This window comes from Pseudomonas sp. IC_126 (genome assembly GCF_004331835.1).
Classification (GTDB): domain Bacteria; phylum Pseudomonadota; class Gammaproteobacteria; order Pseudomonadales; family Pseudomonadaceae; genus Stutzerimonas.
Genome location: NZ_SJSS01000003.1, coordinates 472,950 through 497,387, shown reverse-complemented (window position 1 = coordinate 497,387; position 24,438 = coordinate 472,950). Strand labels below are relative to the sequence as shown.

23 protein-coding genes are annotated in these 24,438 nt (G+C 59.7%); 11 read left to right on the top strand and 12 right to left on the bottom strand.

Going from position 1 to position 24,438, the window contains the following annotated elements:
* Positions 1–3 precede the first annotated feature (3 nt).
* The 3 genes from E0D86_RS13150 to E0D86_RS13140 form a co-directional block, all read right to left on the bottom strand.
* The gene (locus E0D86_RS13150; protein ID WP_131650473.1) at positions 4–444 is read right to left on the bottom strand and encodes a nucleoside deaminase; all 441 of its coding nucleotides are present in this window, start codon (positions 442–444) and stop codon (positions 4–6) included.
* A gap of 65 nt (positions 445–509) precedes the next feature.
* The gene (locus E0D86_RS13145) at positions 510–1,436 is read right to left on the bottom strand and encodes a DUF808 domain-containing protein (protein ID WP_131650472.1); all 927 of its coding nucleotides are present in this window, start codon (positions 1,434–1,436) and stop codon (positions 510–512) included.
* Positions 1,437–1,524: 88 nt separating this feature from the next.
* On the bottom strand, positions 1,525–2,526 hold the full coding sequence (locus tag E0D86_RS13140; RefSeq protein ID WP_131650532.1) for an AraC family transcriptional regulator: 1,002 nt from the start codon (positions 2,524–2,526) through the stop codon (positions 1,525–1,527).
* Positions 2,527–2,696: 170 nt separating this feature from the next.
* Here E0D86_RS13140 and E0D86_RS13135 point away from each other — a divergent pair, with 170 nt between their 5' ends.
* The 4 genes from E0D86_RS13135 (at position 2,697) to E0D86_RS13120 (ending at position 6,432) form a co-directional block, all read left to right on the top strand.
* A complete protein-coding gene (locus E0D86_RS13135) occupies positions 2,697–3,014 on the top strand; it encodes an Mpo1-like protein (RefSeq protein WP_131650471.1) in 318 nt (105 codons plus the stop codon).
* A 168-nt stretch (positions 3,015–3,182) separates the two neighbouring features.
* Positions 3,183–4,568, top strand: coding sequence for an adenylate/guanylate cyclase domain-containing protein (locus tag E0D86_RS13130; RefSeq protein ID WP_131650470.1), 1,386 nt, complete (start codon positions 3,183–3,185; stop codon positions 4,566–4,568).
* A 70-nt stretch (positions 4,569–4,638) separates the two neighbouring features.
* A complete protein-coding gene (locus tag E0D86_RS13125; protein WP_131650469.1) occupies positions 4,639–5,400 on the top strand; it encodes an AraC family transcriptional regulator in 762 nt (253 codons plus the stop codon).
* 138 nt (positions 5,401–5,538) lie between these two features.
* On the top strand, positions 5,539–6,432 hold the full coding sequence (locus E0D86_RS13120; RefSeq protein WP_131650468.1) for a DMT family transporter: 894 nt from the start codon (positions 5,539–5,541) through the stop codon (positions 6,430–6,432).
* Between the two features lie 18 nt (positions 6,433–6,450).
* Here the strand turns inward: E0D86_RS13120 and E0D86_RS13115 are convergent, their stop codons facing one another.
* Entirely contained in the window at positions 6,451–6,735 is a 285-nt protein-coding gene (locus E0D86_RS13115; protein ID WP_131650467.1) for a SelT/SelW/SelH family protein, read from the bottom strand.
* A gap of 73 nt (positions 6,736–6,808) precedes the next feature.
* On the opposite strand from E0D86_RS13115, the gene E0D86_RS13110 reads away from it, so the two are divergent.
* A complete protein-coding gene (locus E0D86_RS13110; protein WP_131650466.1) occupies positions 6,809–8,989 on the top strand; it encodes a patatin-like phospholipase family protein in 2,181 nt (726 codons plus the stop codon).
* A 22-nt stretch (positions 8,990–9,011) separates the two neighbouring features.
* On the opposite strand, the gene E0D86_RS13105 is transcribed toward E0D86_RS13110, so the two are convergent.
* The 3 genes from E0D86_RS13105 to recQ form a co-directional block, all read right to left on the bottom strand.
* Positions 9,012–10,946: a FimV/HubP family polar landmark protein gene (locus E0D86_RS13105; protein WP_131650465.1), complete on the bottom strand. Its 1,935-nt coding sequence runs from the start codon at positions 10,944–10,946 to the stop codon at positions 9,012–9,014.
* Positions 10,947–11,243: 297 nt separating this feature from the next.
* Complete coding sequence (locus tag E0D86_RS13100) at positions 11,244–11,681, bottom strand: MarR family transcriptional regulator (RefSeq protein ID WP_131650464.1); 438 nt, start codon at positions 11,679–11,681, stop codon at positions 11,244–11,246.
* A 153-nt stretch (positions 11,682–11,834) separates the two neighbouring features.
* The gene (gene recQ, locus E0D86_RS13095) at positions 11,835–13,958 is read right to left on the bottom strand and encodes a DNA helicase RecQ (RefSeq protein WP_131650531.1); all 2,124 of its coding nucleotides are present in this window, start codon (positions 13,956–13,958) and stop codon (positions 11,835–11,837) included.
* A gap of 237 nt (positions 13,959–14,195) precedes the next feature.
* On the opposite strand from recQ, the gene E0D86_RS13090 reads away from it, so the two are divergent.
* Together E0D86_RS13090 and E0D86_RS13085 are read left to right on the top strand one after the other, a co-directional pair.
* Entirely contained in the window at positions 14,196–14,783 is a 588-nt protein-coding gene (locus E0D86_RS13090; protein ID WP_131650463.1) for a YecA family protein, read from the top strand.
* 15 nt (positions 14,784–14,798) lie between these two features.
* Positions 14,799–15,200, top strand: coding sequence for a YbaN family protein (locus tag E0D86_RS13085; RefSeq protein WP_131650462.1), 402 nt, complete (start codon positions 14,799–14,801; stop codon positions 15,198–15,200).
* Between the two features lie 24 nt (positions 15,201–15,224).
* On the opposite strand, the gene E0D86_RS13080 is transcribed toward E0D86_RS13085, so the two are convergent.
* Positions 15,225–15,815 carry a tRNA-uridine aminocarboxypropyltransferase gene (locus E0D86_RS13080; RefSeq protein WP_131650461.1) on the bottom strand — a complete coding sequence of 197 codons (591 nt, stop codon included), beginning with the start codon at positions 15,813–15,815 and terminating at the stop codon, positions 15,225–15,227.
* Positions 15,816–15,912: 97 nt separating this feature from the next.
* On the opposite strand from E0D86_RS13080, the gene E0D86_RS13075 reads away from it, so the two are divergent.
* Positions 15,913–16,587, top strand: coding sequence for a glutathione S-transferase (locus tag E0D86_RS13075; RefSeq protein ID WP_131650460.1), 675 nt, complete (start codon positions 15,913–15,915; stop codon positions 16,585–16,587).
* Positions 16,588–16,610: 23 nt separating this feature from the next.
* Here E0D86_RS13075 and E0D86_RS21765 read toward each other — a convergent pair whose 3' ends face one another.
* Together E0D86_RS21765 and aceK are read right to left on the bottom strand one after the other, a co-directional pair.
* Positions 16,611–16,736 (bottom strand): PA1414 family protein, encoded by a 126-nt coding sequence (locus E0D86_RS21765; protein WP_305955868.1) that lies wholly within the window; start codon positions 16,734–16,736, stop codon positions 16,611–16,613.
* A 177-nt stretch (positions 16,737–16,913) separates the two neighbouring features.
* On the bottom strand, positions 16,914–18,638 hold the full coding sequence (gene aceK, locus E0D86_RS13070) for a bifunctional isocitrate dehydrogenase kinase/phosphatase (protein WP_131650459.1): 1,725 nt from the start codon (positions 18,636–18,638) through the stop codon (positions 16,914–16,916).
* Positions 18,639–18,796: 158 nt separating this feature from the next.
* Between aceK and E0D86_RS13065 the strand changes: the two genes are divergently transcribed.
* The gene (locus E0D86_RS13065) at positions 18,797–19,714 is read left to right on the top strand and encodes a DMT family transporter (protein ID WP_131650458.1); all 918 of its coding nucleotides are present in this window, start codon (positions 18,797–18,799) and stop codon (positions 19,712–19,714) included.
* Here E0D86_RS13065 and E0D86_RS13060 read toward each other — a convergent pair.
* Complete coding sequence (locus E0D86_RS13060; RefSeq protein ID WP_131650457.1) at positions 19,711–20,586, bottom strand: DMT family transporter; 876 nt, start codon at positions 20,584–20,586, stop codon at positions 19,711–19,713. The two genes, E0D86_RS13065 and E0D86_RS13060, sit on opposite strands and share 4 nt — an antisense overlap.
* 325 nt (positions 20,587–20,911) lie before the next feature.
* Entirely contained in the window at positions 20,912–21,886 is a 975-nt protein-coding gene (gene cysK / locus E0D86_RS13055) for a cysteine synthase A (RefSeq protein ID WP_131650456.1), read from the bottom strand.
* Between the two features lie 459 nt (positions 21,887–22,345).
* Here cysK and E0D86_RS13045 point away from each other — a divergent pair, with 459 nt between their 5' ends.
* Together E0D86_RS13045 and E0D86_RS13040 are read left to right on the top strand one after the other, a co-directional pair.
* A complete protein-coding gene (locus E0D86_RS13045; protein WP_131650454.1) occupies positions 22,346–23,422 on the top strand; it encodes a DUF748 domain-containing protein in 1,077 nt (358 codons plus the stop codon).
* Between the two features lie 141 nt (positions 23,423–23,563).
* On the top strand, positions 23,564–24,409 hold the full coding sequence (locus E0D86_RS13040; RefSeq protein WP_131650453.1) for a MoxR family ATPase: 846 nt from the start codon (positions 23,564–23,566) through the stop codon (positions 24,407–24,409).
* The last annotated feature ends 29 nt before the right edge of the window (positions 24,410–24,438 follow it).

Genomic DNA, 24,438 nt, shown 5'->3' with positions numbered 1-24,438 from the left:
ACATCACGTCTCGCCGATGTCCTCGTTCCACAGCTCAGGACTGGTGGCGATGAAGTTGCGCATCATCTCGACGCAGCTTTCGTCCTGCAACACCTGGACCTCGACGCCGCGACCGCGCAACAGCAACTCCTCCCCGATGAAGGTCTGGTTCTCGCCGATGATGACTTTCGGGATTCCGTACAGCAGGATCGCCCCGCTACACATCGAGCAAGGCGAAAGCGTGGTGTAGAGGATCGATTCAGCATAGACGCTCGCCGCTTGTCGTCCAGCGTTCTCGAATGCATCCATCTCGCCGTGCAATACGGCACTGCCCTGCTGAACGCGGCGGTTATGGCCGCGCCCTATGATTTGTCCTTTATGGACGATCACCGAACCGATGGGAATGCCGCCCTCGGCCAGACCCTTTCTCGCTTCGTCGATTGCCGCTTGCATGAACGCGTCCATTCATGTGCTCCTGTGCTTGAAGACTTCACCTGGCGCAAGCTCGCACCAGTCACTTGATCTACGGGTCAGGCCGCGTCGCCCTTCCCCTTGAACAGTCGGCCGCCGAACGTCACCGCAACGAATACCAGCCCGCCGACCAGGATGCCGAAGGCCGCATCCAACAACGTCGGCAGCAGTCCGGCCAGTACCGAACCGATATAGGGCAACGCTACAGTGTGCTCGGCGCTGTTCTCGATGAAATGATGGATCGCCTTGATGCCATGAGTGAGGATGCCGCCACCGACCATGAACATGGCTGCAGTACCAATCACCGACAACGATTTCATCAACCACGGCGCCATCGTCAGGATGCCCCGACCGATTGCCTGTGCGACACCGGTTCTTTTGCTCAGCGCCAGCCCGGCATCGTCCAGCTTCACGATGCCGGCCACCAGCCCGTACACGCCGACGGTCATGATGGCCGCAATGCCTATGAGTACAGCCACCTGCTCGGTGAAGGTCGCGGCTGCCACCGTACCCAGGGTAATGGCGATGATTTCGGCCGAGAGGATGAAGTCGGTGCGCACCGCACCGCTGATTTTTTCCCGCTCGAAGGCGACCATGTCGACACTCGGGTTGGCCAACGCCTCGATCTGCTGCGCATGATGATTGTCGTCCCGATGCAGAAAGCGGTGCGCAAGCTTCTCGAAGCCTTCGTAACAGAGGAACGCGCCTCCCAGCATCAGCAGAGGCGTTATCGCCCAGGGGATGAATGCACTGATCAACAGCGCAGCCGGTACGAGGATGAGCTTGTTGCGCATCGACCCCTTGGCCACCGCCCATACGACCGGCAACTCGCGGTCGGCTTTGACGCCGGTGACCTGCTGAGCATTGAGCGCAAGGTCGTCGCCAAGCACACCGGCGGTTTTCTTCGCGGCGACTTTCGTCATGACGGAAACGTCATCCAGAACCGACGCGATATCGTCTATGAGAGCAAGCAGGCTACTGGCCAATGTTCAGGCATCCTTTGGAGTCATGCGGCGTTTGCAGGTCTGAAAATTAAGGCCATCGCCTCGCCGCACAAGTTCCAGTACGACGAGGTTAACGCTGCGCCCGGTATTCACCCGGCGTCATGGCGAACCAGCGCTTGAACGCCCGAAAGAAGTTGCTTGGATCGGCGAATCCCAGCAGATAGGCAATCTCCAGTAGAGCCAGATCCGGCTGCGCGAGGTATTGCTCAGCCAGTACCCGTCGTGTGTCGTCCAGCAACTGTTGGAAGCTCGTGCCTTCGTCACCCAAGCGCCGCTGCAAGGTGCGCTCGGACAGATGCAACAACTGCGCGACGGCCTCACGTCGAGGTTCGCCCTGAGGCAACAGGCGGCACAGAACCTGGCGTACCTGATGAGTTACCCGACTGTCAGTGAATCGCGCCAGGTATTCGCCGGCGAAACGGTCATGCAATTGCGCGAGTTCGGCATTGGCTGTCGGCAACGCAATGTCCAGGTCCTCGTGGCGCATCAGCAGCCCATAACAGCCGGCGTCGAAGCGCAACGGCGCATGAAAGACGTCGCGATAGGGCTCGATGGCCTGAGGCGGCGGCCCCTGACAATACACTTCCACGGGTATCAACGGCTTGCCTGTAAGCCAACGACAGAACGCAAGCATGCTCGCCAGCGAACCTTCGGCACTTTGCCGTGCCGGCGGCAATTGGTCGCCGTGAATCGCCAGCGTCAGCATGTGGCCCCTTTCGGTCGGGAAGAAGCGCAGATCTGCGCCTTCGGCAATGATCCGCTGATAGCGCACCAGACGCAGGATACTTTCCTTTAGGGTGCTACTGGACATCAGCGCGTAGCCGACCACGTGCATCGCGCCGGGGCGCATTACCTTCGCCAGATTGAGGCCGATCGCCGAATTGCCCGTCACCTCGACCGCGCGCTGCCAGAGTCGGGTCATACCGTCCTGGGCGAAGCGGGCATCCGCATCGCTCAGAGCCGCATAGTCCAGGTCCAGCTCAGCGAATAGCGCGCGGCAATCGACGCCATCCAGTTCCAGAGCCTGGACGATACTAAGAGCCCAGTTTGATGAAGTGGTACGTTCCGTGATCAAGCGACTGTCCCGACCTGGCCTGCAATGAAATTTGCTATGCGAACGATGCCGGGCGATTTCAACCGCCGACTCGCGGCACACAAGGGTACTAAACTGGCACTCATAGCCAGTGGCCGAGAAGCTACAGCGATCTACACTGCGACGACCACAATGACAGGAGGTGCGGCATGAGCACGCAAACCGCCGAACGCTTTACCCGCTTTGCCGATTTTTATCCGTTCTACCTAGCCGAACACAACAACCGAACTTGCCGACGCCTGCACTATGTGGGCAGCCTGTTGGTGCTGGCGATTCTTGCCTACGCGTTGCTCAGTCAGCAATGGCTATGGCTGCTGGCAATGCCGGTGGCCGGTTACGGGTTCGCCTGGATCGGGCATTTCATATTCGAGAAAAACCGGCCGGCGACGTTTCAGTACCCGCTCTACAGCTTTCTTGGCGACTGGGTGATGCTCAAGGATATGCTCACCGGCAAAATTCGATTCTGATTACGGCGACCGGCTCAGACCCGATCACAACTGCCGCCCGTCACGGATTGGACAGGCTGTTTGGCGCAATGGTGGCGACTTGGTTATGATCGCCGGGCCAGCGCCGTCGATGCGCTAGCTCAATAGCGCCTGCTAGAGCGCCGGCATCTTTCAAGGACAGCAACCATAATGTCAACCGTGACCGGTGAACGGCGTAACGGCCTCGCGACTCGCCCATTGCGTGAGTATTACGCCCGGGTTCTAGCCTATCTGGCTTGCGCTGCTACCCTCGCCGCCGGTGTCTATACCCAGCAGTTTGCAGTCGGTCTGTTGTGGATGGTGCCCTTCACCCTCCTCTATCCACACTTCGCTTACCACCTGAGCTATCGGTTCAAACGCCAATACCCCGAGCAAACGTCGCAGACCCTTCTGTGCCTCGACGCGTTGAATGCGGGCGCAGGAATTGTGCTGCTAGGCGCTCTGGTGCCGAGCCTGATGATCCTGCTGACGCTGGGTTTCAGCGCGCTGGTGATTGGCAGCCTGCGCCATTTTCTGATGACTCTTCTGATGGTCGCCATCGGTTTCGGATTGACGAGCCTGCTGATACCTCTGCGCTTCGGTGGCACGCCTACCATTCTGGTAGCGACGGTCAGCATTCTGTTCACCACGCTGTACGTGTGCATCACGGCTTATTACGTGCACCAGCAAGGGGTCCGCCTGGCGCAAGCGCGCAGGGAGATCGAAGCCGAACAGGCCAAGGCTGCGCGCCTGGCCCGCAGTCTGGCCAAGTACCTGTCGCCTCAGGTGTGGGAGTCGATCTTCTCCGGCAAGCGCAGCGTACGGTTGGAAACGCAGCGCAAGAAGCTCACCGTCTTTTTCTCGGATATCAAGGGATTCACCGAGCTTTCCGAAGAACTGGAGGCTGAAGCCCTCACCGACCTGCTCAACAACTACCTCAACGAGATGTCGAAGATCACACTCAAGTACGGCGGCACCATCGACAAGTTCGTCGGTGACTGCGTAATGGTGTTCTTCGGCGATCCCACCAGCCAGGGTGCAAAGAAAGATGCGGTCGCCGCCGTATCAATGGCCATCGCCATGCGCAAGCATATGAAAGTGCTACGCCAGCAGTGGCGCGCTCAAGGCATTACCAAGCCGCTGGAAATCCGCATGGGCATCAACACCGGTTATTGCACGGTGGGCAACTTCGGCGCCGACACCCGCATGGACTACACCATCATCGGGCGCGAAGTGAACCTGGCCAGCCGATTGGAGAGTTCGGCCGAAGCCGGAGAAATTCTGATCTCTCACGAGATCTATTCGCTGGTCAAAGACGTAATCATGTGTCGTGACAACGGGCAGATCGCCGTCAAGGGTTTCTCGCGTCCCGTGCAGATCTATCAGGTAGTGGATTTCCGCCGCGATCTCGGTGCGACCAACAGCTTCGTCGAACATGAATTGCCGGGCTTTTCCATGTACCTGGACACCAATGGCGTCCAGAACTTCGATAAGGAACGTGTGATTCAGGCCCTCAACCAGGCCGCCGACAAGCTGCGCGACAAGATCATCATGTAGCATCGACGGTGCCGGTGGTTGCGGTCGAGACCGCGGGGCCGCCCTTCACTGGATACAGTCGAGGCTATCGATGTCACCTATCCTTTCCCTGCGCCACTACAACAGCGACCAGATCGTCCATAGCCATCAGCACACCCAGCTGGTGTTCGGCCTGCGTGGACAGCTGGATTTCGAAATCAACGGGCGCGGGAGCCGTATCCAACCGCAACGGCTGGCCGTGGTGCCGAGTGATGTCCGCCATGCCTGCGGCAGCGCGGCTGGTAGCCATTGCCTGATACTCGACGTTCCTGGCGACGGCTGGTTGCAGCAGCGGCTTGGACATCACTCCGAGCCCGGACGGCGATTGCTGGAACAGTCCGCCGCGCTGCATCTGAGCCCGGCGCAAAGCCAGCTGGTCAGCTGGTTGGCGGCCAGTCCGATCAATGACCCGATCATCGCGGAGCAAGGCGCCGCGCTTCTGTTGGCCAGCCTCGCCAGCGGTTGCGAGCCAGTCGTTCAGCACGGCCCGCTACCCCTCGCAGCGCTCTACGCCCATATCGATCGCCATTTAGCGTACCCCCTGGAGGTACGAGATCTTGCGCGTCTGTCTGGTCTTTCCGTCCCACGCTTTCATGCGCGCTTCGTCAGCGAGACGGGCGTGACACCCATGGAGTTCGTCCGATTCCGCCGCTTGGAGCGGGGCCGAGAACTGCTAGTCAGCACTCGGCTGACAGTAGGCGAAATTGCCGCCCGGGTCGGATATGCCTCGCAGAGCGCCTTCACCGCCGCACTCAGCCGCGCGTTCGGAACTACCCCGAAGGCATTACGCCGCGAGTCGCTCGACAATTTCTGATAGTGACGCGACAGACCGTTCGCTCGCCCCGGCCTTACCATGCCGACGCATACAGATTCCGACAGCGCCAGCATCACGAGGCCTCATGAAAGACCGCCATTTTTATTCAGCCAGACCTTCTTGCCCGAGCAGCTATCCATGACGCATCGCAACGCCCTGCTGGCCATTCACTTCGGCGCGCTGATGTTTGGCCTCTCCGGCGTCTTCGGCAAGCTGGCCGAAAGTCAGCCGCTGGTGATCACCTTTGGCCGGGCGATGTTCGCCGTCATCGCCTTATCAATCGCAGCCTGTGTATTGCGTCCCGGCGGTAATCGACCGAGCTTGCGTCAAGCGGGCGGTCTGTTGCTGGGCGGCTTGCTGCTGGGTGGGCACTGGCTCACCTTCTTCATAGCGGTGAAGATCGCTGGAGTCGGCATCGCCACGCTGGGCTTCGCCAGCTTTCCGGCGTTTACAGTGTTGCTGGAGGGCGTGCTGTTTCGCGAGCGAACACGACCGATAGAGTTCGCCATGGTGGGCCTGGTTTGCCTGGGGCTATTGCTGGTCACACCGGATTTCGATCTCGCCAGCGAAAGCACCGTCGGGCTGCTCTACGGCGTGCTTTCAGGCTTGATGTTCGCGCTGCTCTCGCTGCTCAACCGCGCTGTCACCCGTGGCATCGATCCTGTACAGGCCGCGCTCTGGCAGAACGGAACCATCCTGCTCTGCCTGCTGCCCTTCTCCTGGACTTCGCTGCCGACCGTCCCGGCGCTGGATTGGCTATGGCTGGCGCTACTTGGCGTATTCTGCACGGGGCTGGCGCACAGCCTGTTCGTGGCAAGTCTCAAAGTGCTGAAAGCACGGACCACCGCTGTGATTTTTGCCCTCGAACCGGTCTACGGAATCGCTTTCGCGTGGTGGTTGTTCAATGAGCAACCGACGCTGCGCATGCTGGTCGGCGGCACGCTAATCATCCTCGCTACGGTCATTTCCTGCCGCCTGAAAGCGCCGGCCGCGCCGCCCGCGGAAGTATGCGTAGCGCCTCGTCGACTCTGACCTGGTGCCGCTCGGCGCTTATCCACGGTCGTTATGCCCTAAATCCCGCTGCGGATCGATACGGTCGCGCACCCGTTGCTTCAATACCTTGGCCTCAGGGAAGCCGCCGTCGAGCTTGCGCTCCCATATCTGTACGCCGTCACAGCTGATATGAAAGGTGCCTCCGGTGGCTGGCACCAGCGAAACCTTGCCCAGATCGTCGGCGAAGGTGGACAAGAGCTCCTGTGCCAGCCAGGCCGCACGCAGCAACCACTGGCATTGCGTGCAATAGGTTATGACGATTTCAGGCTTTGTCGCGGACATGAGAAGCGCTCGGTGGCAGATGAGGACGCCTATAATAACGGCCCTTTCGCAGACCTCCCGTTTCGGTGTTGCCATGTCCCGCCTCCTGCTTCTGCTGATCCTCTTGATACCGCTAAGCGGATTCGCCGATACCCAACCTAAAACCGGCTTAGTGCTTTCCGGCGGCGCGGCACGCGGGTTGGCGCATATCGGCGTTCTGAAAGCCTTGGAAGAGCACGGCGTGCGCATCGACGCGATTGCCGGCACCAGCATGGGGGCGGTCATCGGCGGGCTTTATGCGGCGGGTTACAGCGTTGAAGAGCTTGAGAAACTGGCACTCAGTCTCGACTGGCAACAAGTGCTTTCGGACGATCCGCCCCGCCAGGATGTGCCCTTCCGGCGCAAGCAGGACGACCGCGATTTTCTGGTCAAGCGCAAACTGAGTTTCCGCGATGATGGCAGCCTCGGGTTGCCGCTCGGCGTCATCCAGGGCCAGAACCTCGCCCTGCTGCTCGAGCGTCTCCTGGTACACACCAGCGACACCCGAGACTTCGACCGTTTGCCGATCCCCTTTCGCGCCGTGGCAACCGATATCGCTAACGACAAGAAAGTCATCTTCCGCAGCGGCCATCTACCCCAGGCGATTCGCGCCAGCATGTCGATCCCGGCGGTGTTCGCTCCGGTCGAGATCGAAGGTCGGTTGCTCGTCGATGGCGGCATGGTCGACAACATCCCGATGGATGTCGCCCGCGACATGGGCGTGGATCGGCTGATCGTCGTCGATATCGGCTCACCGCTGCAGTCTCGCGAAGAGTTACTTACCGTTGTCGATGTGCTCAACCAATCGATCACCATGATGACGCGGCGCAACTCGGAAGCGCAGCTCGCAACGCTGCGCTCGGAAGACCTGTTGGTGCAACCCATGCTGGCGGGCTTCGGGTCCACCGATTTCGGTCGCGCGCGGCAGTTGATCGATGCCGGCTACCGCGCCGCCAGCGCGCTGGACGGCCGCCTGGCCGGCATGCGCAGCGAAAGCGGCGGCAATCTCGCGCTGAGCCTCGCACGCTCGGCCGAACCGCGCACGCCGCTGATCACAGCGGTGCGGATCGAGAACGACTCTAAAGTCGGCGACGCGGTGATACGTCGGCACATCCGTCAACAGGTCGGCAAGCGGCTGGACCTGCAAGATCTGCAGAAGGACATGGGCACGCTGTACGGACTGGATTACTTCGAGCAGGTCGAATACCGCGTGGTCCATGGCAATCCAGGCAACACCCTGGTCATCAGCGCTCGCGAAAAGCGTTCCGGCACCGATTATCTGCGTTTGGGCATCAACCTCTCGGACGATTTTCGCGGCGACAGCGCCTTCAACATCGGAGCCAGCTATCGCAAGAACGGCATCAACGAACTGGGGGCCGAATGGCTGACACGTTTGCAGCTTGGGGATCGCCAGGAACTGTTCAGCGAGTTCTATCAGCCGCTCGATGCGGGTTCGCGCTGGTTCGTCGCGCCCAACCTGTTTGCCGAGACGCAGAACGTCGAATCGATCATGGACAACGACCCTATCGCCGAATACCGCCTGCAGCGCTATGGCTATGGTCTCAACCTGGGTCGACAAATTGCCAATAACGGCGAAATTCGCTTTGGCGTTGGCCAGGCATGGGGCGAGGCGGATGTTCGCGTTGGCGACCAGCAGCTGCCGGACTTCACCTTCGAGGAAGGCTACTACCAGCTGCAATATTCCTTCGACACGGTGGACAACGTCGACTTTCCTCGTGAAGGCGAAGACATCGGGCTGACATTGCGCCAGTACGACCGCAGCCTCGGCTCCGACGATCGCTACCGGCAGTGGGAATTCAACCTCGACAAAGCCGTCAGCTTCGGCCTCGACACCCTGGTATTTGGGGGTCGCTACGGGCGCACGCTCGATGATGCGGAGATCGTTACATCGAGCTTCTTGCTCGGCGGCGCGCGGCAGCTTTCGGGGTTCCGCCAGGATGCCCTGTCCGGCCAGAACATCAGCCTGGCACGCATGATCTATTTTCGGCGCATGACGCCGCGCTCGTTTCTGCCGCTAGATTTTCCGCTGTACCTGGGCGCGTCGCTGGAGCGCGGCCGCGCTTGGAACAACGACAACGAGTTCGACAGCGGCTATATCAACGCCGGCAGCGTCTTCATCGGTTACGAAACCCCACTCGGCCCGCTGAACTTCAGTTACGGCCTGAACGATGAATCCGAGCGCGCGCTTTACATGAATCTGGGACGCAGTTTCTGATCACCGCGTCCTCCGAACTCGATCAGCCGATTTGCGCGAGCAACTCACTGACCTGGCGCCGCTGGTGTTCGTCGCCGTCAGTCGCCAGGTTTTCGAGGATGATGCAGGCACTTTCTATATCGCCCTGCTTGATATAGGCAACGGCTTGATTGAGGCGAACGAGATGCTCCGGATTCGCCATCAGCGCATGCATTTCCTCAGCTGACGGCGTTGAGGCGAGGTTGCCGACGTCATCGACGAGCGACGGCAGCTTGCTGAGCGCAACAGTCTCGTCGAAGGCATCCAGCCAGGACTGCGAATCAATGGAAAGCACCTGATTCGCCTCGATCGCCTGATTTTGCTCAGCAGGTACGGACGCCAGATCATCCAACGGCGCTACCGATGTCTCGTTCAACACAAAAGCGATGTCCAGAGCCGGTGGCGACGGCACCGGCTCAACCGAGGACAAAGCAGGATGCTGCGCCAGTAGCTGCTGCAGTTGAGCCTGGCTGCCGCCGGCCTGAAGGTAGCTCGCGGCGGCAGAGCCATACTCTTCCACATCACCGAGTTCCGCTAGAAGTCCCAGGTGACGCAGGCGAAGATCCAGCTGTTCGGGTGCTCGTTCGATTCCGCGCAACAGCACATCGAGCGCCTCATCGCGGCGGCCATAGGTGAGGTAAATATTCGCCGCTTCGAGCACTTCGGTTTCGCTGACGGAGGCGTGTGCTGGCTGAAGCGGCATCTCCGCCGCAGCTGCGGACACTTCAGGGGGCACAGCCGCTGGAGCAACCACCACGGACGCGGCTTGCGGCAACAGGGCCTGTAGCTTGTTGCGACGTGCGAACCAGAGACCACCAAGCAGCAGCGACGCCAGCACCGCACCACCCGGCAGCGCCCAGTCCTGCAACCTGAACGACGCTGCAGGCTCGGCTGCGGCCTGTTCGGCAGTAATGGGCTCAGCGACGGTCTGAGGCGCAACGTCCGCTACCGGCTCCGCCCGCTCAGTCTGCAACAAGGCAGCAGCCTGGGCACTCTCCTGATCGGCCAGTCGAGCGCTGACCGCCTCGAGCTGAAGCCGCATATCGTTCAGCATTTGCTTGAGCTGCAGGTTTTCCGCGTGCCCGGCTGCCAGCTCGTCGAGCAACTGCTGGCGCAAAAACGCGTCGTTATCGTCGGGCAGCACCCGATCGGTACCTTGAGATTCGAACGTCGATGGATTCTGAGCGACGGCTTCCACCGCCAGCTCCGCCTCGGCAGGCGCGATATCCGCAGCCGCAACCATCTCGGCCGTATCTGGCAGCAACAAGAACGCACCGGTGCTAAGACGCGCAGGATCACCGCCGGCAAAGGCCTCCGGATTCAGCGCCAGGACGTCGCGCATGAACTGCGACTGGGCGTCCTGCGCATCGCCGACGTACTTGCCCGCAATCATCCAAAGACTCTCGCCGCTTGACACCCGGTGACGCTTGCCCTGCGACGCTCCCGGCAGTTCAGCGGGGAGCACGGAATGCGCCGGTTCGGCGTGCACCGGCGAAGCCACGGCTTGCGGGACGACGACTGCCACGCTGCTGGCAGCCTCCAGCGTACTGGGCATCGGATCGAGCAGAACCGTGTATTCGCGCAGCATCCGACTTTTGGCGCGAGTGATCTCCACCAGAAAATTGAGGTAAGGCTCACGAACGGGTTGGCTGGATGCGACGCGAATACGGCTACGGTTTCCGTCGATCACTGGCGTAAAGCTCAGGTCCTGCAAGAACGCCAGGCGCTCGACCCCTACGCGGGCGAAATCGCTGCTGGAGGCCAGCACGACACGGATATCCTCAGCCGACAACTCGCCCACGTCGAGCAGATCGATCTCTGCGCTCAGTGGCTGGTTCAGTGCGGAATGCAGCCTGATATCGCCCATTCCAAGCGCTGATGCCATGCCGGAATAGATCAATAAGGCAGTGAATAACAAGACACGACGGTCTAGCGTCATAACATCTCCGGCAATGACTCAGCGCACAAGGGACGCTGGCCTACTGTTCGATCGTTGAACTGTGAAGCGGTTATCGACGGAAACGGGAAAAATTGAGGCAGTTCGTCAGCTAACGTGCTAAGGCATTGTGCCATCATTAGCAAATGCTAGCCTAGCGCCAAGACAAACGGCGCCCTACCCTTGTGCCAAGAAATGGTCGGAATGAGTGTTAAACCAACGCAGCGGCCACCGACGCGAATGGCACCGGGACCGGCAATCCGCTGAGATTAGCGGGAAGGGAGTGTGTCGAGAGAGTCGTTAACGCTTGACCGTAACCAGGTTGGCGAGGATGCGCTCGTGCACCTGCTGGCATTTGCGCAGGTCCTCTTCATCGATGCCGTTGAAGAGCTCCTCCCGCACCTGAGTAGAAATCGCCTCGATCTTCTGAATCAACGGGTGTGCGGGAGCCCCAAGTGTAATGAGTTTTGCCCGACGATCGTCCGGCGCTGGTTTGCGGTGCACCAGCCCCTGCGCCTCCAGACTGTCCAGCAGTCTGGCCAGTGTCGGTCCCTCGACCGCAACGCTCTGCGCAAGCTCGCGCTGGGTAGGGTCATGATCAAACCGGGCCAAATGCAACAAAACCAGCCATCGGGCCTGAGACAGGCCAAGATCCGCTAAACGCCGATCCAGCTCGGCGCGCCAGCCACGCGAAAGTTGCGCCAGCTGCATGGCGAAGCGGTGTTGGTCAGGGTACATGGAGCGCATTCCTGCAAAAACTAATTATTAGCGAGCTAACCACAGCATCGGAATGCTGGCAAGGCTACCATCGGTGCAAGAACGTAACGCTGCATTACAGCCCCCTGCCGAGACCGCAGGACAATAGCGGTTACAGGCGCGCTCCAGCCGCGATCAAAGCTCGAATTCAGCCTGCAGTGAAGCCCGGACACAGAACAGCACGGCTTCCGGCACCCGCCCTGCAAAGTGCTCGGCCACGGCGGCAACGGGAGGCAACTCGCCTTCACCATCGAGAAAAGCTTCTTGGATCTCGCCTAACAAGTCCTCCGGAATATCCAGCGCCTGTTCCAGACTGAGCTGTTGCTGGCCTATCGCTTCGGACAACATGGCGTAAACGTTCTTTTCACTGCATTCGAGTTGTCGCGCGATCTGTGCCGGCGTCATGCCGGCTCGGGCCAGCGTGATGAGCTCATGACGGATATCGGCGGCTGACCTGACGGTATTCGCCGTGCCTTGCAGGACCTCCAGAAACGCCTGGCCATAACGTTCGAGCTTGCGCGCGCCGACACCGCTGATACGCGCCATATCCGCAAGAGACGCAGGCTGGCTACGGAGCATTTCCAGCAGCGTCGCGTCCGGAAATATCACATAAGGGGGCACGCCATGTTCCTCGGCCAGCTTGCGGCGCAAGGCGCGCAACGCCTCCCAGTTTTCTCGCTCTTCGCTGCGCACCAGCTGACTCGCCGCGCTGGCGGAGGGCTTCGATGCCTTGACAGCCAGCTCGCGTCGCAGCTCCAGCGTCACCTCCCCGCGCAACAGGGCGCGACAGCTATCACTGAGCCGCAGCCCGCCAAAACCGTCCAGATCGACGTCGGCCAGCCCTCGCGCGACCAACTGGCGGAACAGCGAGCGCCATTCGCCTTCCGATAACGCCTTGCCAACGCCAAACACCGATAGCTGTTGATGACCGAGGCTGCGAACTTTTTCGTTATCGCGCCCCAGCAGAATGTCGACCAGGTGCCCAACACCGTAACGCTGACCGCTGCGATAAATGGCCGACAACGCCTGGCGTGCAGGTTCGGTAGCATTCCAAGTCTGCACGCCATCCATGCAGTTGTCGCAATGCCCACAGGGCTCGGGCATTTGCTCATCGAAATACGCCAGCAGGACCTGACGGCGGCAGCGGGTCTCCTCGCACAGCGAGAGCATGGCGTCGAGCTTGTGTTGCTCGATGCGCTTGTGGCGCTCGTCGCCTTCGGAGTTGTTGAGCATCTGCTTGAGGAAGATGACGTCTTGCAAGCCGTACGCCATCCAGGCATCGGCGGGCAAACCATCACGACCTGCGCGGCCCGTTTCCTGGTAGTAGGCTTCCAGAGACTTCGGTAAGTCCAGATGCGCGACGAAACGCACGTTAGGTTTGTCGATGCCCATGCCAAAGGCGATGGTCGCGACCATGATCAAACCTTCCTCGTTGAGGAAGCGCTTCTGATGGAAGGCCCGCAGATCATTCGGTAGCCCCGCGTGGTAGGGCAATGCGGGGAAGCCCTGTTCGGTAAGGAAGGCGGCAGTATCGTCAACCTTCTTGCGGGACATGCAGTAAATGATGCCGGCATCGCCGCGGCGCTCGGCCAGGAAAGCCATCAATTGCTTGCGTGGCTGCTCCTTGGGCACGATGCGATAGAAGATATTCGGGCGATCGAAACTGGAGAGGAAGCGCTCGGCATTCTCCAGATGCAGCCGCCGAACGATTTCCTCACGCGTACGCTTGTCCGCCGTGGCGGTCAGCGCAATCCGTGGGACGCTGGGGAAAAACTCGGCGAGTTGGCCAAGTTGCAGATACTCGGGACGGAAATCATGGCCCCACTGCGAGACGCAATGGGCCTCGTCGATGGCAAACAAGCCAATCTGCAAGCGCTGCAGAAACGCCAGCATGCGTGGCTGCACCAGCCGCTCGGGGGCAAGGTAGAGCATCTTGATTTCGTTGCGTCGCAGGCGCTCGGCGATGTCCCGTTGCTGCTCGGGACTTTGGGTGGAGTTGAGCGCCACGGCCGCGACACCCAGTTCCTCGAGCGTAGCGACTTGATCATCCATCAAGGCAATCAGCGGCGACACCACCACCGCCAGGCCGTCACGAAGCAGCGCCGGGACCTGATAGCAGAGCGACTTGCCACCACCGGTCGGCATCAGCACCAGCGCATCCTCGCCGCTGGACACACGCTGGATGATCGCACCCTGGTTACCACGAAACGCGTCGTAGCCGAAAACATCTTTGAGAATGCGCTGTGCCTGATCGAGCATGCCGGTCTCCGAAACAAGACGCGCGAGTATACGCGACACGGACGCAGCCTTCAGGCCGAACACCACCACGACGCGATAGTCGGACGGCAATACGGTTAGCGGAACTCCAACGTGGTTTTCATATCTCTCGAAGACGATGGGCAAAGCTGACGCAGCACCGCAGCGAACAGCGCGCGGTAGCCGGAGGCCCACGGCTCGTCTAGAATCACCGCTGTTCTCTTTCCAAGGTAGTCATCGATGTCATTCGCCGAGCAACTCGCCCGCCTGCAAGTGTTTCTGGATGCAGATGATCTGCACGAAGAGGCACTGGATTACATCGCCGCGCACGGCTACCTGACCGCCCTGTGCATCTGCTCGGAGCAGGTGCCGGAGCGTGAATGGATCGACGCGCTGTTCTCCGAACCGCCCAAGTACGCCGACGACACCGAGCGCGACGCCATCGAAGCGACGCTAATTCAGCTCAAGGCGCATATCGCCCGGCAACTGGCTAGCGATGAAGACATGGATCTGCCTTGCGAGCTGGACCTGGGCGACGAGCCGGACGAGTCCGACCTGCGCGGCTGGTGCATCGGCTTCATGGAAGGCGTGTTCATGCGCGAGTCGGTATGGTTCGAAGAGTCAGAGGAAGAAGTCAGCGAGCTGCTCCTGCCGATCATGGTTGGCTCCGGCCTTTTCGATGAGCAGCCCGAGTTCAGCGATATCGCCGCAGACCGCGATCTGGTCGACGAGATGGCCGCTCAGATTCCCGAAATCCTTACTGCGCTGTATCTGATCTGCCACGCCCCCGAAGAAAAGCCGGCGCTACTCAAGCCGCGCCGGCATTGACACGCGGATAGCCTCTTGGCCCACCGCGATATCCCGACGTATCGCAACCCGGTAGCGCGCTACGCGCTGCTGGTGGTGGGCTGGATATGCGTTGGTCTGGGCGTCATCGGCATCTTCCTGCCGGTTCTGCCTACTACTCCTTTCCTGCTACTCGCCGCTGCCTGCTTCGTACGCAGCTCGCAACGTTTCTACGTTTGGCTGGTGATGCATCCAAGGCTCGGCCCGTGGTTTCGGGATTATCTGGAAGGCAACGGCATCCCGCTCAAGGGCAAGGTCTATGCGATCACCACCATGTGGCTCAGCATCGGCGTGTCCTGTTGGCTGGTACCGCTGTTCTGGGCTCGGATCGGCATGCTGATCAGTGCGACCCTGGTAACGCTTTACATCCTTCAACTGAAAACTCGTCCGCCGCGCTAAGGCGCCACGCCTTTATTGGCCGCCTCAACGGTGACAGCCATGATTGCGCTGAAAAACTTCTGCGCCCATAGCATCGATCTGAGTTTCGATCAGCGCCTCGAACGGCCTCAGCAACGCATCGAACCGCCCTGCGCCTTCCAGAGCATTCAAGGCGACCACGATTGCTTCTAGCGTGGACAAAGCACCAGGCATCGGAGCCTTGCGTAGTCGATAACGTGACGTCAGCCCCTCGGGAAGCGCTACGCGTGGCAGTCTGGCGAGCGCTGGGTTGAGATGCAGCAATTTGCGGGCCTTGCGCCAGGTGCCATCCGGAACGACGAGCCGCAACGGGAGATCCTCAGCAGCCAATTGTGCGAGCGACACGGCGTCGTCCCCCGGGAACAGCAGATAGCTTTCGCGACTATCGCTCACTGGCAGATCGTCGAACCGCTCCCCCACTCGCAGTTCGGCGCTAGTCAGCCCCAACGCCGCGAGGCGTGCCGTATTCAAGGCATGTCCGGTTTCGCTGGGGTGCTGCAGGATCAGCACCTCGGTCTCGCTGACGAGCGAGGGGATCAGGGCGCAGAGGCATTGCTTCAATGGACGTTGGCAACGCGGACAGCGCGGACGAGGCATGGCTTCTCCTTCAGAGGCGGGAAGTCTGCCATATCGTATGGAGGTGTAAAGGTGGACTAAGCTAGTCGCCGTCACTGGACCGGACGAGGCAGCGCAGATGCTCACATTGCACCACTTGGACAATTCCCGCTCGCAACGCGTGCTCTGGCTTCTGGAAGAGCTCCAGCTTCCTTACGAAATCAAGCGCTATGCTCGAAACCCACAGACGATGCTGGCCCCGGCTGAGCTGAAGCAGGTGCACCCTCTCGGCAAGTCGCCGGTCATTACCGATGGCGAGCTGACACTGGCCGAGTCGGCCGCAATTCTGGAATACCTGATCGATCGATACGGCGAAGGTCGCCTGGTTCCAGCAGCGGATTCGCCAGATTACCGTCGTTTTCGCTACTGGATGCACTACGCCGAAGGCTCGGCGATGCCGCCGCTACTACTCAAGCTTGTGTTCGATCGAATCTCCACTGGGCCTATGCCGTTTTTTTTCATCCGCCCGGTGGCACGAGCCATTGCTAAAGGTGCCCATAAAGCATTCATCGGCCCGCAGTTGAAGCTTCATCTGGACTATATGGAAAGCGAGCTAAGCAAAAGCCCATGGTTCGCGGGAGAGGAATTCAGTGTCGCGGATATCCAGATGAGCTTTCCTCTGGAAGCCGCGCGAACTCGCGCCGGGCTGGATGCCAGTTACCCGAGGCTGAGCGCTTTTCTAAAAAGGATACATGACCGCCCCGCTTACCAGCGGGCCGTAGAACGGGGAGGTCCAGTCATGCCCGGGCGCTGAAAGGCAACCCGGAGCAAATTGAATCAGCGCTTTGGCGCCTTCGACGTGCACCGCTGGGAGCGAACCGGTATCGGTTGCAGGCGAGGCGGCTCAATGAAGCCAAGCGCCACTGCCAGATTCCAGCACACACGATTGAGCCATGCTTTCATGGTCGAACCCTCCTGCTTCGTTACGGGTCTTGGTGGAGCCGTGGGGCTTCGTTGTCAGCATAACCCATGAAGTGCACCGCCGCCTGCGACAGATGTTGCAGATCATTCCGCCGCGGTGATTCGTCCGGCTCTATAAAATGCGACCTGCCGCGTCTGCAAGCGTTCACCTCGCGGCTCTTACTGAACGGCTCGTTCCTTGCGTCTGTATGGAAAAACATCAATGACCTTGCCGTCGCTTATCGCGCGTTGCAAACCCTTCCAATAATCGGCGTCATACAGCTCGCCATGCAATTTGGCGAACAATCGACGCTGCTTAATATCAGCGAAGAGAAAACGCGGAAACTCCTCGGGAAACACATCGTTCGGCCCCACCGAATACCAAGGCTCGGATGCCATTTCATCTTCTGGATAGCGGGGCTCGGGGATATAGCGAAAATTCACCTCGGTGAGAAAGCAGATCTCGTCATAGTCGTAGAACACCACCCGACCATGACGGGTCACGCCGAAGTTCTTCAGCAACATGTCACCTGGGAATATGTTGGCTGCAGCGAGTTGCTTGATGGCCAGTCCGTAGTCTTCCAGCGCCTCCTGCACCTGCTGCTCGCTGGCGCTGTCGACGTATATGTTCAGGGGCGTCATTCGCCGCTCCGTCCAGCAGTGACGCACTAGCACGGTATCGCCTTGGACCTCGACCGTGGAAGGTGCGACTTCCAGTAGCTCTGCCAAGCATTCCGGGTCGAATTTCGATTTTGGAAAACGAAAGTCGGCGAACTCTTGGGTATCCGCCATACGCCCTACCCGGTCGACATTTTTCACCAGCCGATACTTTTCAATGACCGTGGCGCGGCTGACATTCTTCGTGTGCGAAAACCGATCCTTGATGATCTTGAATACGGTATTGAAACCCGGCAGCGTGAATACGCTCATCACCATACCGCGCACCCCAGGCGCCATGATGAAACGGTCGTCCGTAACGGCCAGATGGTTGATCAGCGCACGATAGAACTCCGACTTCCCGTGCTTGTAAAAGCCGATCGACGTATAGAGTTCCGCGATGTGCTTGCCCGGCATGATGCGTTTGAGAAAACCGATGAACTCCGCCGGAATCGGCACCTCGACCATGAAATACGAGCGCGTGAATGAAAAGATGATCGAGACTTCCGCCTCGTCGGTGATCAGCGCATCTGCGACTATGCCGGCCCCCTCGGGATGCAGCAGCGGGATGACCAGCGGCCATTGCTCGTCGCGCGTGAAAACCCGTCCGACCAAGTAGGCGCCCTTGTTGCGATACAGCGCCGAGGAAAAGACTTCAACTGCGAGATCGGGATCCTTGCATACCCAGTCCGGCAACGACTCTTGCAGTTGTGCCTCGAGCCGCCGCAGATCGCCATCGAGATCGTCATAGGGCACAGCGAAAGAAAAATCGTTGAGGATCTGCGCCAACACTCCATGTAGATCGCCGGCCGGGCGATAGCGACGAGTCTGGGCCATCCGCTCCTGGGCCCGATTTGTCGGCCGGGTCGAATGGATGAACATGGTGTTGTCGCTGATGCAATCGTGGCTGAACAGCATGCAGAAGATCGAGTTGTACCAGGTTTCGGACAACTCATCGTCGAAGCGCGGGTTAATCAATTCGATGTACGCGCTCTTGACCTGGGGCCATCGCTGCACATCAAGCAGTACGCCTTCGGCGAACCTAGACCGTAAGTCCTTCGCGGTTTCGCCGACCTTCTGCTCGTAAAGAGCGATGCGTGCCGCCGAGGCACGCTGAGCGTCCTGCCATTGGGCCTGTTCGAAGCGAGCCCGAGCGCCGGTCGTGATCAATCGGAAGTGCTCACGGTAATCATCGAAGCCCAGCAGAATCTGCCTAGCAATCTCGGCGTCAGGCGATGTTCGCACCATGTCGGTTATCCGGCAGCGACAAAAGCCGAGCTTAGCCAGTGGCCGATGGCAATGAAAGCGCTGCAACGAGATCGGAAAAGTTTGAAAGCGTGTTTCGAGTTGCGAGATGAGCAAGTCTCACCAACACTTTTGACGTCCCATCACCGGAGCCATTCTCCATGCGCCCCTTAGATTTTCTGCGTCTGCTCAGTCTCGCTGCAATCTGGGGTGCCAGCTTCCTGTTCATGCGCATCATCGCGCCGGAACTCGGAACCTTTCCCACCGCGTTTTTCCGCGTGTTGTTCGCCTGTATCGGCTTGCTGGGAATACTGGCGATGATGCGGATTCGCTGGGACTTTCGCGGCAAACTGAAACTGTGCCTAGTTCTGGGGATGATCAATTCGGGGATTCCTTTCGCATTCTATGCGCTGGCCGCGCAGCTTCTGCCGACTGGCTACTCAGCTATATTCAATGCCACCACACCGATGATGGGCGTGATCATCGGCGCCTTGTTTTTCGCCGAAGAGCTGACAACGACGAAGGTGATCGGCGTGCTCTGCGGTCTGAGCGGCGTAGCGCTATTGACGCGTACCGGCCCCGTGGCGTTCGACACGAGTCTGCTGATCGGCGCGCTTGCATGTCTGGGCGCAACCGCCTGCTACGGTTTCGGCGGTTTCCTGACACGCCGCTGGATCAATCAGCACGGCGGATTGAACAGCGAGCTGGTGGCCTTTGGTAGTCAGATGGGCGCGGCACTATGTCTTTTGCCGCTGTTCCTGATCTCGCTGCTGATGGCTCCGCCGGTATCCTGGGGCGGCGGCACGGTCTGGCTCAGCCTGATCGGGCTCGGCGTCGTCTGCACCGCCTTCGCCTATATTCTTTATTTCCGGCTGCTAGCTGACATTGGCCCGGTCCGCACGCTGACGGTGACCTTCATCATTCCGCCCTTTGGCGTACTCTGGGGTGCCCTACTGCTCAACGAACCGCTGTCCTGGGCTTACCTCTATGGTGGTGCGCTGATTGCGGTAGCGCTCTGGCTGGTGCTGAAACAGGCGCCAACCACAACCGTGGCGGCGCCAGAAACCCAGCGCAACTAACGCTGATCGGACGAACGCCGAAACACCATAACGAGCCCGAGCACGATCAACAGCATGCCGATAAGACTGAGCATCGGCAGTACGTTATCGAACACCAGATAATCCATCAGCGCAGTAACGGCCGGCACCAGATAGAACAGGCTGGTCACGTTGACTAAGTTCCCGCGTGCGATCAATCGATACAGCAGCAAAGTCGCCGCCACGGATATCAGCAGCCCCATCCACAATACCGGTATCCAGAAACCCAGCGCCGGTGTGATCTCGAAAGGCTGAAAAGGCACGAACAGCGAACAGAGCAGTAGCCCGGCGAAATATTGCAAGGGCATGGCGCGAAGCGGATCGCCGTATGCGCGCTTTTGCATCATCGAGCCCAGCGTGATGCTCAGCAGCGCCAGCAGAGCGCAAGCCACGCCCATCCAAGACAGCCCACCTACGCCGAGGCTCTGATAAACCACCAGTACAAGACCGCCAAGCCCGAGCAACAAACCGAGCAGTCGCATCGTCCGCAGTCCCTTGCGTTCCAGCAGCACCGCCGTGAGGATCGGCTGCACACCTAACAGTGTCGCCATGACACCCGGCGTCACCTGCAGATCCAGCGCCAGCAAATAGAAGATCTGGTAGGAGCCCAGCAGCACTACGCCAGTCGCTAACGCAAACCAGCGCGCCCTTTTACTCTCAGGCAACGATAGCGAAGCCAGCCGCATCACGACCACCAATGCAACGAATGCGATCACGAAACGAACCAGCAGAAAGGCAAAAGGCGATGCGTACGCCAAGCCCCATTTTGAAACGATTGCACCGCTGCTCCAGAGCAGCACGAAAAGTACCGTAGTCGCATACGCGACCAGGTTGTTGGGTGATAACGAAATCATCCTGCCACCTTTGGGAAAGGCAATACGAGACTGCGCCAGCGAATGGCAAACGCAGTGACGGGGATGCCGGCGAACCGGCGTAGCTCAGGCCAGCGCGGAAGGTGGCGGTGGCGGAGCCAGTGGCAAGCCCGGTGGCGGGCTCGCAGGTAGGCAGGACAGGATGATCGGCATGAACGTAGGCACTGCAGAACCGCCCGTAAGGAACGGGCTTCCGCAATAAGCGCTGGTGCCGCAGGCTACGTTGTTCATACCGATCTCGAAACGAGGAAAAAAGACTATAGCTGCGCTGCGCCAAATCCGCCAAGACAGGCCGGCGCAGCGAAATTCACTGTTGCAGTTCCTGCTCACCGAATATATCGGCGAACAACATGGTGGACAGGTAGCGCTCACCGGAGTCCGGCATGATGACAACGATATTCTTGCCCTGCATTTCCGGCTTCTCGGCCAGACGCACCGCCGCAGCCATCGCCGCGCCGCAGGATATGCCGCAGAGGATGCCCTCTTCACGCATCAAACGCAGCGCCATTGCCTTGGCCTCGTCGTCGCCGACCTGCTCGACATGATCGACAACCGATAGGTCGAGATTTTTCGGCACGAAGCCAGCACCGATGCCCTGAATCTTGTGCGGGCTGGGTTTGACTTCCTCGCCAGCGAGCGTCTGGCTAATCACCGGCGAGCTGATAGGCTCGACCGCCACGCTGAGGATCTTCTTGCCCTTGGTGTTCTTGATGTAGCGCGAAACCCCTGTGATGGTGCCGCCGGTTCCGACGCCGGAAACCAGAACGTCGATGTTGCCTTCGGTGTCATTCCAGATTTCCGGACCAGTGGTCTTTTCATGGATTTCCGGATTCGATGGGTTCTCGAATTGCTGTGGCAGGAAGTATTGCTCGGGATTCGATGCGGCGATCTCCATGGCCTTCTCGATGGCCCCCTTCATGCCCTTCGCCGGTTCGGTGAGCACCAGCTCCGCACCGAGCGCCTTCAGTACCTTGCGACGCTCCAGGCTCATCGATGCCGGCATGGTCAGAACCAACTTGTAGCCACGCGCCGCCGCGACGAATGCCAGGCCAATGCCGGTGTTACCGGAAGTCGGTTCGACGATCGTCATGCCTGATTTGAGGCGACCCGTTTTCTCGGCATCCCAGATCATGGCAGCGCCGATCCGGCATTTGACCGAATGAGCGGGGTTACGGCCTTCGAGCTTGGCCATGATGGTGACGCCCTTGGGGCCCAGGCGGTTGACCATGACCAATGGGGTATTTCCGATAGTCTGCGCGTTGTCAGCAAAGATGCGGCTCATGACAGTGTCCCTGCGAGTGAAAAACCAGACTCATGAGCCTAAGCTCAGTCTCATGGCTCGTCCAGCCGAACTCAGCGATACATGCAAAGGTCCACCCACTAGGGTCTGTTGACGTTTCGTTCGCAGCCGCGCCGGAGCCTGTTTTTGTACGAGGCAAGGCACGAGGAGCGAAGCTTGGTCGTTCCAAAAGAGCGGCGAGAAACGCCGCATCGCGCAAAAACAGGCCCTGCCCGAAGGGTTGCGCGGCAAAGGTCGCCATGCGGCGTTGCGGGACTTCGCAAGGGAGCACCATTACCTGCGTCCCGCGCGATCCACATGGATGTGGTGAATGCAGCAAGCCCGCCGGGAGCGGGCGCTGCCTTGCCTGGCGGCATTTGGCGCAGCAACGCGGCTCGCGACGAAACGCCAACAGACCCTAATAAGCAGTTCCATGATGAACCCGACCGAATCAGGCCTGTCATGAAAAAACGCTACCGCTTTCCTGTGTGGATACTCCTGTCGCTCGTTCTGCTATTGCTGGTCGTTCACCTCGCGTTGCCTCACCTAGTGCTCAATTATCTGAACGGCAAGCTGGCTGATATGGGCGAGTACCAAGGGCATATAGAGGATGTCGATCTGGCCTGGTGGCGTGGCGCTTATCGTGCCGACGGGCTCTTCATCGAAAAGAAGAACGAGCAGGTTCAGGCGCCGCTGTTCACCGCAGATTCGATCGATATAGGGGTGAGCTGGCGTGCGCTCTGGAAAGACCGAGCCCTGGTCGGCGAGGTGGTGTTGGAGCAACCGCAACTGAACTTCGTCGACGGCGAAGCGACCGACGACTCGCAGACCGGTGAAGGCGTCGACTGGCGTGACCAGCTCGAAGCGCTGATGCCGTTCACACTGAACGAGCTACGCGTCGTGGACGGTCAGCTGTCGTTTCGGAATTTCGAGGTCGATCCGCAGGTGCATGTTTATGCCAGCGCGATCAATGCGAGCCTGTACAACCTGACCAATACGGGCGACCGCGAGCAAGGTCGAGTCGCCACGTTCGAAGGCACGGCCAAGCTGTTCAATCAGGCCCCGATGGAAGCTACCGCGCATTTCGATCCCTATACCGACTTCGAAGATTTCGACATCGACCTGCGAATGACTGGCCTGGAGTTAACCAAGCTGAATGATTTCAGCAACGCCTACGGAAATTTCGATTTCGCCGCCGGCACCGGGGATCTGGTCATGGAAATCGAGGCCAACGACAGTCAGCTGGACGGCTACATCAAGCCGCTGCTACACAATGTTGAAGTCTTCGACTTCGAGCAGGACGTGGAGAATGAAGACAAGGGCTTCTTTCGCGGCATCTGGGAAGCCGTGGTCGGTGGCGGTGAGGAAGTGCTGCAGAACCAACGCAAGGACCAGTTCGCGACGCGAGTCGAGCTGTCCGGTAGCACCAAGAACACCGACGTAAGCCCGTTTCAGGCGTTTGTCGCGATCCTGCGCAACGCCTTTGTCGAAGCCTTCTCGGCTCGCTTCGAACGCTCACTCAGCGAAGAGGACGAGTAAAAACCGAACAGTAGACGAAGCGGTGCCCATTCAGTGACTGAATGATCCACTCGCGTTCACAGTGAAGCGTCCATCACTTATAGTCCGCCGTCTAATCAAACATGAAGTGCCTGCGTGCCAGGCCTGATCAAGGAAATCCCGATGAAGTTTGAAGGCACCCAGTCCTACGTCGCCACCGACGACCTGAAACTTGCCGTCAATGCCGCTATCACGCTGGAGCGCCCTCTTCTGGTCAAGGGCGAGCCGGGCACCGGTAAAACCATGCTCGCAGAGCAATTGGCCGAATCCTTCGGCGCGAAACTGATCACCTGGCACATCAAGTCCACCACCAAGGCGCATCAGGGACTGTACGAATACGATGCGGTGAGCCGCCTGCGCGATTCGCAGCTGGACTCCGACCGGGTGCACGATGTGCGCAACTACATCAAGAGGGGCAAGTTGTGGGAAGCCTTCGAGTCCGAGCAGCGCGTGATCCTGTTGATCGACGAGATCGACAAAGCCGATATCGAATTCCCCAACGACCTGCTCCAAGAACTCGACAAGATGGAGTTCTACGTCTACGAGACCAACGAAACCATCAAGGCCAAGCAGCGGCCGATCATCATCATCACCTCGAACAACGAGAAAGAACTGCCGGACGCCTTCCTGCGTCGCTGCTTCTTCCACTACATCGCATTCCCGGATCGGGAAACTCTGCAGAAGATCGTCGACGTGCACTACCCGAACATTAAGAAGGACTTGGTGGCCGAAGCCCTCGATGTGTTCTTCGATGTCCGCAAGGTGCCGGGCTTGAAGAAGAAGCCGTCCACCAGCGAACTGGTCGACTGGCTGAAGTTGCTGATGGCCGACAACATTGGCGAAGCCGTGCTGCGCGAACGCGATCCTACCCGCGCGATTCCGCCGCTGGCGGGCGCCCTGGTGAAAAACGAACAGGACGTGCAATTGCTTGAACGTCTGGCGTTCATGAGTCGTCGCGCCAGTCGCTGAACGGCGACGGCTCCAGGCGGAGCCGCCGC